The organism is Streptomyces lunalinharesii, from assembly GCF_039532155.1.
Classification (GTDB): domain Bacteria; phylum Actinomycetota; class Actinomycetes; order Streptomycetales; family Streptomycetaceae; genus Streptomyces; species Streptomyces lunalinharesii.
The window spans coordinates 354,897-367,677 of the sequence record NZ_BAAARK010000006.1; the positions used below are offsets into that span (position 1 = coordinate 354,897).

Consider the following 12,781-nt stretch of genomic DNA (forward strand, 5'->3'; position numbering starts at 1 on the left):
GCGGGGCCGGCGGCCGGCACCGGCATTTCGCGCCGGCCGGTTCTCGTCGCCGGGGCGCACTCAGCCGTCGAGTCCGCCGCGCCGGACCAACTCTCGTGCGATCACCTGGCGTTGGATCTCGTTGGTGCCCTCGCCAACGATCATCAACGGTGCGTCGCGGAAGTAGCGCTCGACGTCGAATTCGGTGGAGTAGCCGTAACCGCCGTGGATGCGGACGGCGTTGATCGCGATCTGCAGCGCCGTTTCGGAGGCGAAGACCTTGGCCATGCCGGCCTCCATGTCCACCCGGTGCCCGGCGTCGGCTTCCCGGGCCGCGTGCAGCGTCAGGTGACGCGCGGCGGTGAGGGAAGTGGCCATGTCGGCGAGGTAGTTGGCGATCGACTGGTGTTGCCAGATCGGCTTGTCGAACGCCTCGCGCTGCTGGGCGTAGGCGAGCGCGTCCGCCAGCGCCGCGCGCCCGACGCCGAGGGCCCGGGCCGCGACCTGGAGCCGGCCCGTTTCCAGCCCCTTCATCATCTGCCCGAACCCCTCGCCCTCGACACCGCCGAGCAGGGCGTCGGCCGGCGTCCGGTGGTCCTCGAAGACCAGCTCGCAGCTCTCCACGCCCTTGTACCCGAGCGTGGGCAGGTCGCGGGAGACCGTCAGGCCGGGGCCGGGTTCGACGAGGAGGATCGAGATGCCGCGGTGGGGCGGGGTGGCGGTCGGGTCGGTCTTGCAGAGGAGGGCGATCAGTTGGGAGTGGCGGGAGTTGGTGATCCAGGTCTTGGTGCCGTTGACGACGTACTGGTCGGCACCGCCGCTGCGGTCGGCGCGGGCGACGGTGCGCAGCGCCTGGAGGTCGGAGCCGCCGTGCGGTTCGGTCAGCGCCATGGTGGCACGGACCTCGCCGGTGGCCATCCGCGGCAGGTAACGCCGCTTCTGCTCCTCGGTGCCGAAGTGCACGAGCAGCTTGGCGACGACGGTGTGCCCGCCCATCGCGCCGGCCAGGCTCATCCAGCCGCGGGCGAGTTCCTCGGTGAGCAGGACGAAGCACGGGGTGGAGACCGGCGTGCCGCCGTACTCCTCCGGGACCGCCAGTCCGAAGACGCCGAGCTGCTTCATCAGCTCAATCAGCGCGCCCGGATAGGTGTCGGCGTGTTCCAGTTCCCGAACGACCGGCCGGACGTGGTCGTCGACGAAGTCGCGCACGGTGCCGACGATCAGGCGCTCGTCCGCGGACAGGATGTCGAGGGTGCTCATGCGGTGACGCTCCTTCGGTGGGTGCGGTGTCCCCGGACCGTTCAACGGTCGCGGCGGCCCGCAGGTCCCTCCTCGTAGTGACGTGGCACCGGCCGGTGTACCCGTTCCGGGCCGCCGCGTCGAGCCGTCCCGCCCCGCCCACCCCGCCCGCCTCGGGGCCTTCGCGGGCCGACGCCGGCGAGGTGCGCGGGCGAAGTCCGTTCCGTCGAGGTGGCGTTGGGCGGGGTCCATGCCGCGGGACGGGCTTCGGACGAGGTCGAAGCCCCGCCCGCGGCTGCGCCTACTCGCCCCCGTTGCGGCCGCGCCGGCGCGCGAGCAGCGCCCCGCCGCCGGCCACGCAGCCGAAGGCCACGACCTTGGCGGCCCCGTAGAGGTGCGCCCAGTCGTCGGATCCGTCGGCGTCGCGGAGCAGGACGAACGCCCCGAGCCCCAGTCCGAGCAGGACGAGCATCCCGCCGCCTATCGGACCCAGCGTCGCCCACCACGGGACGTCCTCCACCGGCGCCTGCTCCGGGGCGTCGGACTGCTTGTCGGTCACGTACTCTCCTTCGTCTGCGTTGCCTGCGACGGTTCCTGTGCTCCCGCCGCTCGGGGAACGTCCGTCCCGTTGACGGCGCGTCGGCCGGGCCGCCACGTGGTGGTCACCGGGCGTGGCCGGCCTTGAGGTGAAGACGCAGGCGGCGGCCCGCGGGTTGCCTTCTGCGATCATCGCCGTCGACCCTGTTCCGGCATCCGGCACGGGCCACGCCGGCCGCGCGCACGCCGGCGGGTCGGCCGACTCGCCAACCACCGCCCCACAGACCCCGGAGCCCGTCACCGTGAACCGTCCCACGACCGAGCCGACCCAACGGACCGCCGACCCCGAACGCCCGCGTCGCGGACGTCAGGACCCCGCCCCCGCACCCGCTGCGGACGTCCACCGGCCCTTCGACGCCGGGTTCTTCCGCGATCCGTACCCGGTCTACGCCCGGCTCCGGACGTCGGGCCCCGTCCTGAAGGTGGTCCTGCCCGACGGCTCGCACGCCTGGCTCGTCACCCGGGAGGAACACGTCCGGGCCGCCTTCACCGACCCCCTCCTGTCGGTGAACAAGGCCCGCTCCCGCAACGGCTACCAGGGCTTCTCCCTGCCGCCCGCCCTGGACGCCAACCTCCTCAACATCGACCCGGACGACCACCTCCGGCTGCGGCGGCTGGTCTCCCGGGGGTTCACGCCCCGGCACGTCGAACGGCTCCGCGACCGCGTCGTGACGGCGGCCGCCCACTACGCCGACCGCCTGGCCGAACGCCTCGCGGAACACGGAACGGCCGATCTCCTCGCGGAGTTCGCCAACCCGCTGCCGCTGGTCGTCATCGGCCAGCTCCTGGACGTGCCCGAGGCCGACGGCAGGGCGTTCTCCCGCTGGGTCGCCGCCATGCACGCGCCCGCGCACCCCGGCGACACCGCCGACGCGATCGACCGCATCCACCGCTACCTGCTGGACCTGATCCGCACCCGCCGGGCCGCTCCCGGAGACGACCTGCTGTCCTCGCTGATCGCCGCGCGGGACGCCGACGACCGGCTGAGCGAGGACGAACTGGTGTCGCTGGCCTTCCTGCTGCTGATGGCCGGCACCGAGAACGTCCAGCACCTCATCAGCGGTGGGCTGCTCACCCTGCTGCGCCACCCCGAGCACCTCGCGACGCTCCGCAGCCGGCCGGAACTGATGCCGGACGCCGTCGAGGAGTTGCTGCGCTACGCCCACCCGAACCAGATGGCCATCCGCCGGTTCCCCACCGCAGCCGTCGAGATCGCCGGTGTGCGGATCCCGGCCGGGGACACCGTACTGCTGGGGCTGGCCTCGGCCCACCGCGATCCGGACCGCTACCCCGAACCGGAGGTCTTCGACATCCACCGGGCCGACACCTCCCATCTCGCCCTCGGGCACGGCCTGCACTACTGCCTGGGGGCGTCGCTGGCCCGGATGGAGATCGGGGTGGCGCTGGGCACGCTGCTCGAACGGTTCCCCGACCTCCGACTCGCCGTACCCGAGCGGGAGTTGGAGTGGCGGCAGTCGTTCCGGTCGCACGCGCTGCGGCAGCTTCCGGTGGCGGTGTCGGCGCCGGCACCGGCGGGGTGAACGCCGGTCGGGCGGGTCAGGGGCCGTGGGCGCGGAACCGCTCGACCAGGGCCGCGGCCTCCGCGCGGTTGCCGACCCGGAGCTTGCCGAAGAGGTTGTTGACATGGGTCTTGACGGTGGCGACGGAGACGTAGAGGACCTCGGCGATGGCGCGGTTGGTGCGTCGTTCGCCGAGCAGTTCCAGGACCCGGGTCTCCTGCACGGTCAGGGCGTGCGCGGCCGCGATCCGCTCCAGGGCCGTGCGGTGCGTCAGGCCCCGCACCATGACCGAGGCGATCTCCGGGGCGAACGTGCGGTGGCCGTCGGCGGTCGCGGTGAGGGCGGAGACGATCTGCGCGCGGCCGGCACTCTTGGTGAGGTAGCCGGCGGCGCCCGCCTGGAGCGCACCGACGACGGAGGCGTCGTCGGCGTAGGTGGTCAGCACCAGCACCGCCGGCGGCGGGTCCAGTGCGGTGAGGGCGCGGGTGGCGGCGATGCCGTCGACCCCGGGCATCCGCAGGTCCATCAGCACCACGGCCGGGGACAGGCGGCGCGCGAGGGCGACGGCGGTGGCGCCGTCCGCCGCGGAGCCGACCACCTCGACGTCGGGTTCGTGCTCCAGGATGGTCACCAACCCGTCGCGCACCGCGGCCTGGTCGTCGGCGACGAGCACGCGGATCGGCCGGTCACTCATAGGGCACCCGGCATTCCACGCTCCACTCCCCCTGCACCGGGCCGGCGGTCAGTCTGCCGCCGACGATCTCCGCGCGCTCCCGCATTCCGGGCACGCCATGGCCGCCCGAGGCGCCGGGTTCCGGCTGCCGCGCCATCGGGTGCAGGCGGTTGGTGACGCGGAGCAGGACGGTGTCCCGACCCGCCGTCACGACGACCGCGACGGGGGCGCCCGGGGCGTGCTTGCGCGCGTTGGTCAGCGCCTCGACGGTCACCGAGGCGATCACCTCCGCCACCGGGACCGGCACCCGTGCCGCCTCGCCCCGGACGTCGACGTCCACCGTCATCCCCGACGCGCGGACGCCGGCCACGATGTCGCCGAGCGCCGCATCGACGTCTGCGGGGAGCCGGCGCAGGGCGTCCACGGCCCGTCTGGCGGCGACCAGGCCGTCCGCCGCCATGGCGCGTGCGCCGCGGACCCGGGTCACCACGTCGTCATCGGCCTCGCGGGCCACCGAAACCGCCTCCAGCGCGTCCAGTTGGATCACCAGGCCACCCAGCGAGTGGGCCAGGACGTCGTGGATGTCCCGGGCGATCCTGGCGCGTTCCTCCTGCACCGCCTGCTCCGCGCGGCGCTCGGCGGTGCTGCGTTCGGTGCGCCGGTCGAGGCCGTTCATGCGGGCCAGGAAGCCGAAGCTGCCGCCGGTCACGCCCGAGATGAACACCGAGACGGCGACCCGGGGTTCCCCTCCGGTGGCGGCGTGGGCGAGGACGAAGCCGACGACACCGGCCGCGAGGGCACCGCTGATCCACGGCGCGGGCGTTTCGACGGTCGAGATCAGCAGGAACAGGCCGGTCGCCCCCACGAAGGCCGGGGCGGACGGGTCGGTGGGGCTGAGGCCGGCGCACGTCGCGCCGCCGATCAGCAACACGCTCCACGCCACGTCCGGCCACGGGCGTGCCAGCACGTGCCGCAGGGCCGCGGTGAGCGCCCACACCCCGAGGAGCGCGCCGAACAGTGCGTTGTGCCACGGCGGGTGGGTACTGAAGGCGTCGAAGGTCAACGCCAGGCCGATGGCCAGGGCGTTCAGGGCGAGCCGGCGGAGGCGGGCGCCGTCGAGACCGTCCCGGAAGCCGCCGGCCGGCGGCCCGGTCGCGTCGTTGTCGTTCCGCACCACTCCATCCTGCCGTCATCCGTCCGGCGGGCCGCACCGGGCCGATGCGATCTCCACCCTTTTCTCCACCCCGGTGGCCGATCCGCGGGCGGTGGTCGGGCCCGCAAGGTGGGAGGTGCCGGCACACCGCCGCCCGCACACCTCCTCGCACGGAAGGCCCTGGAGCCATGGACGATCCCACCGCCACCAATCTCGCCGTCACCGCCGTCGTGCTGCTGTGGTTGGTCTCCCGCCAACTCGTGGAGCGGCCGTTGCGGGAGCGGTCCCCGATCGGCCTGGTGCTGCTCACCATCGGTGCGGTGGAGACTGGCTGGTACGTCACGGTGCATCCGTTGTCCTGGGGCGACGGGGCGCTGGTCGTCGCGAGCCTGGCCGTGGGGGTGTTGCTGGCGGCGGTGCGGGCGTTCACCGTGCGGCTGTCGGTGCGCGGCGACCGGATCGTGCGGCGGGGCACTCCGCTGACCGCGGCGCTGTGGGGCGTCGGGCTGGGGCAGCACTTCCTGATAGACACCGGGGTCGCGGCCGGACTGGGCGCGGTCACCGTGCTGGTCTACTTCGGCGTGGTCCTGCTGGCCCAGCAGTTGGTGCTGGTGCGGCGGGCCGCCGCGGCCGGCCTGGCCGGTCGGTGACCGGGGCGGCCCGCCGCGACGGTTCGGGGCGCGCTCAGCGTCCGGCGGGCCCGTCGGCGGCCGGGGCGAAGTGCCGGATGCGGTCCGGGGCGGCGGGGGCGTAGGCGGGGATGCCGTGCGGGGCGCCGCTGGTGACGAAGGAGGTGACGGCGTCGGCGAAGACGTCGCCGAGGGCGCGGGCGGCGGCGTCCGGACGCCCCAGCATGGGACTGTCCGGGTAGTGGTGGAACGTGCCGAAGAGGAAGGGGAGTTCGCCGCAGTGACAGGCACCGAGAGGGTTGTCGGCACCGGGCGCGACGTAGTCGAACTGGTAGACGTGGGTGCGGTTGCCTGCGGTGGCGTGGTGGTCGGCGATTTCCAGTGCGCCGTTGCGGAACTCGGCATCGGTCTTGGCGGTGATGGCGATCCGGCCCGGGGTGGCGCCGGGGAGCTGCCTGGCGTACTGCTGGTAGCGGCGCTCGGCCTCGCCTTCTCCGGGTGCCTGGTCTGCCAGGAGGGCCAGTGCGTCGGCGCGGCTGAGGGACTGGACGCGCGGATCGAGCCCCATGAAGGCGGTCATCTCGTCGCGGGTGGTGCCGATCAACAGGTCCTTGCCGTCCAGGGCGCCCGCGGTGAGGGCGTCGCGCCAGGTGCGGCTGGCGCCGGCGCCGCCCAGTACCGGGTACATCGCCGGGGCGACGGTGCCGAACCGGGCGACCTGCGCCGCCAACGTGCCGTAGGCGGCAAGGAGTCGGTCGACGGGAAGGGCGCGCAGGGCCGGGCCGGGGTCGGCCTCGTCGGCCAGGTCCAGCAGGCGCAGGTACGCCCGGGCGTGTTCGGCGGCCAGTGCCGGGTCCTGCGGCGACAGGGCCCAGGGGCCGCTCTCCAGCAGGACGCGGTGGACGAGTCCGGCGGTGCGCGGCTCGGTGGCGAGCGCCAGGGCGGAGAACGCACCGGCGGACTGGCCGCCGACGGTCACCGCGTCCGGGTCGCCGCCGAACGCGGCGATGTTGTCCCGAACCCAGCCGAGCGCCGCGATCTGGTCCTGGGTGCCGGCGTTGTCCGCGCCGATGTCCGGGAGGTGGAGGTAACCGAGCGGCCCGAGGCGGTAGTTGGCGGTGACGACGATCAGGTCGCCGCGGGCGGCGAGCCGGGCGCCGTCGTACCAGTCCCAACCGGCCGAGCCGCTGCTGAACCCGCCACCGTGGAACCACAGCAGGACGGGCCGGGCCGCCGGCTGCGCGCCGCGCGGCGACGGGGTCCAGACGTTCAGGGTCAGGCAGCCGTCCTCGTCCCAGTCCGGGGTGCGGCGGCCCATCACCGCCTCCAGCCGGGACGGCCGCTGCGGCACGGCGGGTCCGGTGCGCGCGGCGTCGCGGATCCCCGACCACCGCGGTGCGGGCTGCGGCGGGGCGAACCGCAGGGCCCCGACGGGGGACGCGGCGTACGGAATCCCCCGGTAGGCCACCGTCGGCCCTTCGCCCCGACCCCGGACCCGGCCCCGGCCCGTGGCCACCACGTGCTCGTTTCCCTGTGTCATCGTGCTCACCTTCCCCGCGCGTGCGTTCCCGGTCAGCTGCTTTGGACGTTCTATCCCGGATGCGGCGATGCGGGCCAGCGGTCCGGGCGCGGTCGGGCCGCGGCGGGGCGGGGTCAGGCCAGCGGGGTCAGGCCGGCGGGTCGTCCCGCGGGCCGGTCAGTTCGGCGGCCTGTTCCCGCAGGTGGTCGAGCATCAACCGGGCGGAGGGGGTGAGCGGCCGACGGTCGGGCAGGGTGACGCCCACCGTGCGCCGTACCGGCTCCAGCGCCACCGGCAGCGGGGCGATCTCGCCGTCGGTACGGGCCACCAACTCCGGGAGTGCCGCGATCATGTCGGTGTCGCGGACCAGTGTGCGGACGGTGAGCGCCGAGCTGCACTCGACCAGGTTGCCGGGCAGCGGCAGGCCGGCGTCGTGGAACACCTGCTCCAGCTCCTGCCGCAGGGCGGTCTGCCGGAGCGGCACCACCCACGGGTGGTCGAGCAGGTCCGCGAGGGTCAGGCCGGGGCGGGAGCGGACCGGGTGGCCGGGCCGGGCGACCAGCAGCACCGGCTCGCGGTAGAGGGTGATCTGACGGAGCGCCGGCTGGTCGTCGATGGGGTTCAGGCGGCCCAGGACCAGGTCGACCTCGCCGTCCAGCAGCCGCGGCACCTGGGCGTCGAAGGTGGCTTCCTGGACGACGACGGTGATGCCGGGCCGGGCCGCCTTCAGTGCCGCGACGGCCCTGGGCAGCAGGACGTTGGAACCGGCGACCAGGGTGCCGACGGTCACCGTGCCGACCGCGCCGTCGGCCAGGCCGCTGATCCGCTCGCCGGCCCGCCGCAGCTCGGCGAGGACCGACCGGGCGTGCTCGGTGAACGCCGTGCCGAACAGCGTCGGGGTCGCCCCGCGGGGTCCGCGGACGAACAGCTCCACGCCCAGGATCCCTTCGAGTTCGCGCAGGCTGCGGGTGACCGCGGGCTGCGCCAGCCGCAGGTGTTCGGCGGCGCGCAGCAGGCTGCCGTGCTCCTCGATGGCCACCGCCAGCACCAGGTGCCGCAGTTTCAGCCGTCCGTCCAGCAACTCCATCCCGCACTCCCCCACCGGCCCGGCGCCCCAGACATAACTAAATAGCTATATCAGTCACGCGAATTGGTATTGGACGAGCATATCTCCGAGGGCGAAGGATGGCGCCACGGGTCGGCAGCCCACCGGCCCGGGACGCAGCGAGAGGAGCGGTATCGGCATGCAGCCGGCTCACTACATCGGCGGGGCCTTCCTGCCCCCGGAATCCGAGGCGTCCGAGGCGTCCGACGGCGGATTCCCGCTCGTCGACCCGGCGGACGGGTCGGTCGTCGGACGCGTCCCGGAGGCGTCCCGCGCAACGGTCGACGCGGCGGTGCGCGCGGCGCGCCGGGCACTACAGGGCCCGTGGGGCGCCACCGCAGCGCCGGAGCGGGCGGCCGCCCTGCGAATGATCGCCGACGGCATCGAGCGGCGCTTCGAGGCGTTCGTGGCGGCCGAATCCGCCGACACCGGCAAGTCCCGCGAGCTGGCCGCCACCGTCGACGTCCCGCGGGCCATCGGGAACTTCCGCTCCTACGCCGACCTGCTCTCCGCACAAGCGGAGCGGGCCTACCTCACCGAGGTGCCGGGCTGGAGCGGCGGCGGCGGACAGGCGCTCAACTACACCGTCCGCCGCCCGCTGGGCGTGGTCGCGGTCGTCGCGCCGTGGAACCTCCCGCTGCTGCTGCTCACCTGGAAGGTCGCCCCGGCCCTGGCCGCCGGCAACGCCGTGGTCGCCAAACCCTCGGAGGAGACCCCCTCCACCGCGACCCTGCTGGCCGACGTGATCGACGAAGTGGGGCTGCCGGACGGCGCGTTCAACGTGGTGCACGGGCACGGGCCGGGCGCCGCGGGCGAGTTCCTCACGGCGCATCCGGACGTGGACGCGATCGCGTTCACCGGCGAGTCGGCGACCGGCGCGGCCATCATGCGGGCCGCCGCCGACCACGTCACCCCGGTCTCCTTCGAACTCGGCGGCAAGAACCCCGCGGTGGTCTTCGCCGACGCCGACCTCGACGAGGCGGTGGCCGGCACGGTCCGCTCCGCGTTCACCCACTCCGGGCAGATCTGCCTGTGCACCGAGCGGGTCTACGTCGAGCGCCCGGTCTTCGAGGCGTTCGTCGCCGCGTTGGGCGCCCGGGCCCGCGAGCTGTCCGACTACGGGCCGTTGATCTCCGCGCGCCATCGCGACAAGGTGCTGTCGTCCTTCCGGCTCGCCGTCGAGGAGGGCGCCACGGTCGTCGCCGGCGGCGGCACCCCGGTCTTCGGCGACGCGCGGGACCGGGGGTTCTACGCGGAGCCGACGGTGTTGACCGGGCTGCCGCCGACCGCCCGGGCGGTCCGCGAGGAGGTCTTCGGACCGGTCTGCCACGTCGCCCCGTTCGACACCGAGGACGAGGCGGTCCGGCTCGCCAACGACAGCCCCTACGGGCTGGCGGCGACCGTGTGGACCCGCGACCTGTCCCGGGCGCACCGGGTGGCGCCGCGCATCGAGGCCGGCATCGTCTGGGTCAACTGCTGGAACCTGCGCGACCTGCGCACCCCGTTCGGCGGCCGGAAGGCGTCCGGGATCGGCCGGGAGGGCGGCGAGCACTCGCTGGACTTCTTCTCCGAGCCCACCAACGTCTGCGTCCGGATCGGCGGGTGAGCACCGTGCCGGTCGCCCCGGCGAACCCCCGCACCGAGACCGGCGTCGGCGCCGCCGCCCGTCGACTGCTGGCCGCACACGCCACCCGCACGCCCTGCGCACCGGTGCGCGAGCTGATCGACGGCCCGGACGAGGCGTACGCCGTGCAGGAGATCGTGACCCGCTCCTGGCTGGCCGCCGGGCGCCGGCCGGTGGGCCGCAAGATCGGCCTGACCTCGCGGGACGTGCAGGACCAACTAGGCGTCTCCAGCGCGGACTTCGGGGTGCTCTTCGGCGACATGGCGGTGCCGGACGGCGGCGAGGTCCCGGCCGGCGCGGTCCTCCAGCCCCGGGCGGAGGCGGAGGTCGCCCTCGTCCTGGAGCGGGACCTGACCCACGAACGGCACACCGTCACGGATCTGCTGCGCGCCACCGCCTTCGCGCTGCCGGCCATCGAGGTGGTGGGCAGCCGCGTCCGTGACTGGGACATCACCCTGACCGACACCGTCGCCGACAACGCCTCCTGCGGGATGTACGTGCTCGGCAACCGTCCGACGCGGCTGACCGAGGTGGACCTGCGGCTGTGCGGCATGGTCCTGGAGCGCCGAGGCGAGCAGGTGTCCACCGGGGCCGGCGCGGCCTGCCTGGGCCATCCGCTGAACGCGGCGCTCTGGCTGGCCGACGCCCTGGTGCGGTGCGGGCAGCCGCTGCGCGCCGGGGACACCGTGCTGACCGGTGCGTTGGGCCCGATGGTCCGCACCGCCCCCGGAGACGTGCTGGAGGCGCGGATCGCGGGCCTGGGGGACGTCCGGGTCGCGTTCGCCCCTGAGGAGCCGGCCCACGACGGGGCCGCGAGCGAGGAAGGCACCACCGCATGACCGACGTACAGGAGCTGGCCGCGACGCTCGACGACGCCGAGCGGAGCGTCCGGGCGATCGCCCCGCTCACCGACGGCGGGCCGCTCGGCGTCGCGGACGCCTACCGGGTCCAGCGGGCCGTCCTGGCCCGTCGCACGGCCCGCGGCGAGCGGCTGATCGGCGTGAAGATGGGCTTCACCAGCCGCGCCAAGATGGTCCAGATGGGGGTCGACGACGTCATCTGGGGGCTGTTGACCGACAGCATGCTGGTGGAGTCGACGCTGGACCTGAGCGGGCTGATCCAACCGCGCATCGAGCCGGAGATCGCGTTCCTGATCGGGCGCCGGGTCCGGTCGGCGGTCGAGGTGGACGCCGCGGTCGCGGGCGTCGCGGTCGGCTACGAGGTGCTCGACTCCCGCTACCGCGACTTCGCGTTCACCCTGCCCGACGTGATCGCCGACAACGCCTCGGCCGCGGCCTTCGGCGTCGGTGCCTGGCACGACCCCCGCGAGCTGGGCGGCATCGACAACATCGGCCTGGTGCTGGAGATCGAGGGGCGGCTCACCCGGACCGGTTCGTCGGCCGCGATCCTCGGCGACCCGATGCGCTCGCTGCGCGCCGCCGCCCGGCTCGCCGAACGGGCCGGCATCCCGTTGGAACCAGGCTGGGTGGTGCTGGCCGGCGCCGCCACCGCCGCGGTGCCGCTCCCCCGCGACGCCCACGTCCGGGTCTCCGGCGCGGGCCTGGGCAGCGTGGCGGTGACGACGGTATGAGCGAGGCGATCGTGGTCGCGGGGAAGGCGGCACCGCGCGGGCGGTTCCCGCACCTGCGACGGGCCGGCGACTTCGTCTTTGTCTCCGGCACCAGTTCCCGACGGCCGGACGGCACGTTCGCCGGCGCCGAAGCCGACGACCTGGGCGTCACCCGCGTCGACGTCCGCGAGCAGACCCGCGCGGTCATCGAGAACCTCCGCGATCTGCTGCGGGCGGCCGGCGGGGACCTCGGTGACGTGGTCGACCTCACCGCCTATCTGGTCAACATGCACGACTTCGGCGGCTACAACGAGGTCTACGCCGAGTACTTCGACGAGACGGGACCGGCCCGTACCACCGTCGCGGTCCACCAACTGCCCCATCCGCACCTGCTCGTCGAGATCGCGTGCACCGCGTACCTCCCGTGTCGGGCCGACCGTCCGCACTGACCGAGCCGCGTCCCGCCCGTCCGTCCCCGACCACGAGTCCCGAGGAGCGCGAGAGATGACCCTGCCCCAACTGGCGATGGGCGTGCCGTTCAACTTCGAGCGGTGGATCGAGGAGCACCGCGAACTGCTCCGGCCGCCGGTCGGCAACGTGCAGGTCTGGCAGGACAGCGACCTCGTGGTCACCGTCGTCGGCGGCCCCAACCAGCGCACCGACTTCCACGACGACCCGATCGAGGAGTTCTTCTACCAGCTGGAGGGCAACATGGTGCTGCGCGTCATGGAGGCGGAGGGCCGGCCCCCCGTCGACGTGCAGATCAACGAGGGCGACGTCTTCCTGTTGCCGCCGCACGTCCGGCACTCCCCGCAGCGGCCGGAGCCCGGCTCGATCGGCCTGGTGGTGGAGTTCGCCCGCCCCAGGGGCAGCAGGGACGCCTTCGAGTGGTACTGCACCGAGTGCTTCCACCTCGTCCACCGGGCGGAGTTGCAGCTCCGGTCGATCGTCGACGACCTGCCGCCGGTCTTCCGCGGCTTCTACGCCGGGGAACGCTCCTGCCCGCACTGCGGCGCCCGGCACCCCGGTGCCCAATGGCCGGAGCACCAGCGCCCGCAGACCGTCCGCCGCGCCCGCGGTTGACCCGGGGAGCCCTCCCCCTCCCGCCCCGGTAGGGGCCCGCCATGCCCCCGTGGGTGGGCCGGAACCCCCTGGCCGGCCCGCCCACGGGCC

13 protein-coding genes are annotated in these 12,781 nt (G+C 74.2%); 7 read left to right on the top strand and 6 right to left on the bottom strand.

Annotation, left to right across the window (positions count from 1 at the left end; translation table 11 throughout):
- Window positions 1–60: 60 nt before the first annotated feature.
- Window positions 61–1,239 carry an acyl-CoA dehydrogenase family protein gene (locus ABD385_RS12970; protein ID WP_344575329.1) on the bottom strand — a complete coding sequence of 393 codons (1,179 nt, stop codon included), beginning with the start codon at window positions 1,237–1,239 and terminating at the stop codon, window positions 61–63.
- Between the two features lie 280 nt (window positions 1,240–1,519).
- Window positions 1,520–1,777: a hypothetical protein gene (locus ABD385_RS12975; protein WP_344575330.1), complete on the bottom strand. Its 258-nt coding sequence runs from the start codon at window positions 1,775–1,777 to the stop codon at window positions 1,520–1,522.
- A 280-nt stretch (window positions 1,778–2,057) separates the two neighbouring features.
- Between ABD385_RS12975 and ABD385_RS12980 the strand changes: the two genes are divergently transcribed.
- Complete coding sequence (locus tag ABD385_RS12980) at window positions 2,058–3,356, top strand: cytochrome P450 family protein (protein WP_344575331.1); 1,299 nt, start codon at window positions 2,058–2,060, stop codon at window positions 3,354–3,356.
- A 16-nt stretch (window positions 3,357–3,372) separates the two neighbouring features.
- On the opposite strand, the gene ABD385_RS12985 is transcribed toward ABD385_RS12980, so the two are convergent.
- Window positions 3,373–4,029, bottom strand: a complete 657-nt coding sequence (locus ABD385_RS12985; RefSeq protein WP_344575332.1) for a response regulator transcription factor — start codon at window positions 4,027–4,029, stop codon at window positions 3,373–3,375.
- On the bottom strand, window positions 4,022–5,182 hold the full coding sequence (locus tag ABD385_RS12990) for a sensor histidine kinase (protein ID WP_344575333.1): 1,161 nt from the start codon (window positions 5,180–5,182) through the stop codon (window positions 4,022–4,024). Before ABD385_RS12990 ends, ABD385_RS12985 begins: the two co-directional genes overlap by 8 nt.
- A gap of 167 nt (window positions 5,183–5,349) precedes the next feature.
- Between ABD385_RS12990 and ABD385_RS12995 the strand changes: the two genes are divergently transcribed.
- Complete coding sequence (locus ABD385_RS12995) at window positions 5,350–5,811, top strand: hypothetical protein (RefSeq protein ID WP_344575334.1); 462 nt, start codon at window positions 5,350–5,352, stop codon at window positions 5,809–5,811.
- A gap of 34 nt (window positions 5,812–5,845) precedes the next feature.
- On the opposite strand, the gene ABD385_RS13000 is transcribed toward ABD385_RS12995, so the two are convergent.
- Both ABD385_RS13000 and ABD385_RS13005 read right to left on the bottom strand, forming a co-directional pair.
- Entirely contained in the window at window positions 5,846–7,330 is a 1,485-nt protein-coding gene (locus tag ABD385_RS13000; RefSeq protein WP_344575335.1) for a carboxylesterase/lipase family protein, read from the bottom strand.
- Window positions 7,331–7,457: 127 nt separating this feature from the next.
- Window positions 7,458–8,396 (bottom strand): LysR substrate-binding domain-containing protein, encoded by a 939-nt coding sequence (locus tag ABD385_RS13005; RefSeq protein WP_344575336.1) that lies wholly within the window; start codon window positions 8,394–8,396, stop codon window positions 7,458–7,460.
- 157 nt (window positions 8,397–8,553) lie between these two features.
- Between ABD385_RS13005 and ABD385_RS13010 the strand changes: the two genes are divergently transcribed.
- From ABD385_RS13010 to ABD385_RS13030, 5 genes are read left to right on the top strand one after another with little or no spacing between them, the layout of a single operon-like run.
- Window positions 8,554–10,020, top strand: coding sequence for a 2-hydroxymuconic semialdehyde dehydrogenase (locus ABD385_RS13010; protein WP_344575337.1), 1,467 nt, complete (start codon window positions 8,554–8,556; stop codon window positions 10,018–10,020).
- Window positions 10,017–10,877: a 2-keto-4-pentenoate hydratase gene (locus ABD385_RS13015; RefSeq protein ID WP_425585392.1), complete on the top strand. Its 861-nt coding sequence runs from the start codon at window positions 10,017–10,019 to the stop codon at window positions 10,875–10,877. The genes ABD385_RS13010 and ABD385_RS13015 overlap by 4 nt, the downstream gene beginning before the upstream one ends.
- Window positions 10,874–11,629: a 2-keto-4-pentenoate hydratase gene (locus ABD385_RS13020; RefSeq protein ID WP_344575338.1), complete on the top strand. Its 756-nt coding sequence runs from the start codon at window positions 10,874–10,876 to the stop codon at window positions 11,627–11,629. The genes ABD385_RS13015 and ABD385_RS13020 overlap by 4 nt, the downstream gene beginning before the upstream one ends.
- Window positions 11,626–12,057 (top strand): RidA family protein, encoded by a 432-nt coding sequence (locus ABD385_RS13025; protein WP_344575339.1) that lies wholly within the window; start codon window positions 11,626–11,628, stop codon window positions 12,055–12,057. The genes ABD385_RS13020 and ABD385_RS13025 overlap by 4 nt, the downstream gene beginning before the upstream one ends.
- A gap of 55 nt (window positions 12,058–12,112) precedes the next feature.
- Window positions 12,113–12,691: a 3-hydroxyanthranilate 3,4-dioxygenase gene (locus ABD385_RS13030; protein ID WP_344575340.1), complete on the top strand. Its 579-nt coding sequence runs from the start codon at window positions 12,113–12,115 to the stop codon at window positions 12,689–12,691.
- Window positions 12,692–12,781: the final 90 nt, after the last annotated feature.